The organism is Blastomonas sp. UPD001 (genome assembly GCF_003426715.1).
GTDB lineage: Bacteria > Pseudomonadota > Alphaproteobacteria > Sphingomonadales > Sphingomonadaceae > Blastomonas.
Map to the genome: position 1 here is coordinate 1 of NZ_QKVT01000099.1, position 646 is coordinate 646.

The 646-nt window shown below is 61.0% G+C and carries 1 protein-coding gene; it reads left to right on the forward strand.

Translation table 11 applies throughout. The annotated features are described in order from the left end of the window. A partial coding sequence (locus DM995_RS19115; protein WP_157973349.1) for an efflux RND transporter permease subunit occupies nt 1-326 on the forward strand: 326 nt, incomplete at its 5' end. Nucleotides 327-646: the final 320 nt, after the last annotated feature.

The window sequence follows — 646 nt, forward strand, 5'->3', positions numbered from 1 at the left end:
GCCCGGTGCTGATGACGGCTTTCGCCGCCATTTTCGGGATGATCCCGGTGGCGCTTGCTGCGTCCGATGGTTCCGAATGGCGCAATGCCATGGGCTTCATCGTGATCGGCGGCCTCATCACCTCGACAATGCTGACGCTGATCGTTGTCCCGGCCGCCTGGATGCTGCCGGAAGATGTCGCGCGGCTGTGGCGGCGTACGATAACGCGGAAAGATGCGGGCAAGAGCGATGCGAAGTCGGTTGCTACCCCTGCACCGGCCGAAGGCACGGGTCACGATGAGGCCGCCTTGTCTCCTGCACGCGCCCGCGCGGCAGAGACTGCCTAGCGGCCAGCGCCGCCGCAAGGGCAAGGAACCCGCTGGACCGTGCCCGACCGGCGCTGTCGGACGTTGTCCTAATCGACGGGTGACGGTCCTTTTTCAGCATGGCCGAGGTCGCAGTCGGTCCAAGGAATCCGCTTCCGTCGCGGAATAGCCAGCGATAGATGCTGGACTCGCCAAAAAAATTTCGTGCTGATTTTCTCAATGAATTCAATAGTGCAGCGATCTGGCGGACCACAGGCCGGCCAGCAGGGCAGGAAAGTTCAAATAGGCGTTTAAAGACAGACAGTTAGGGCATTGTGGAACAATGGAATGGGAGTGAGGGA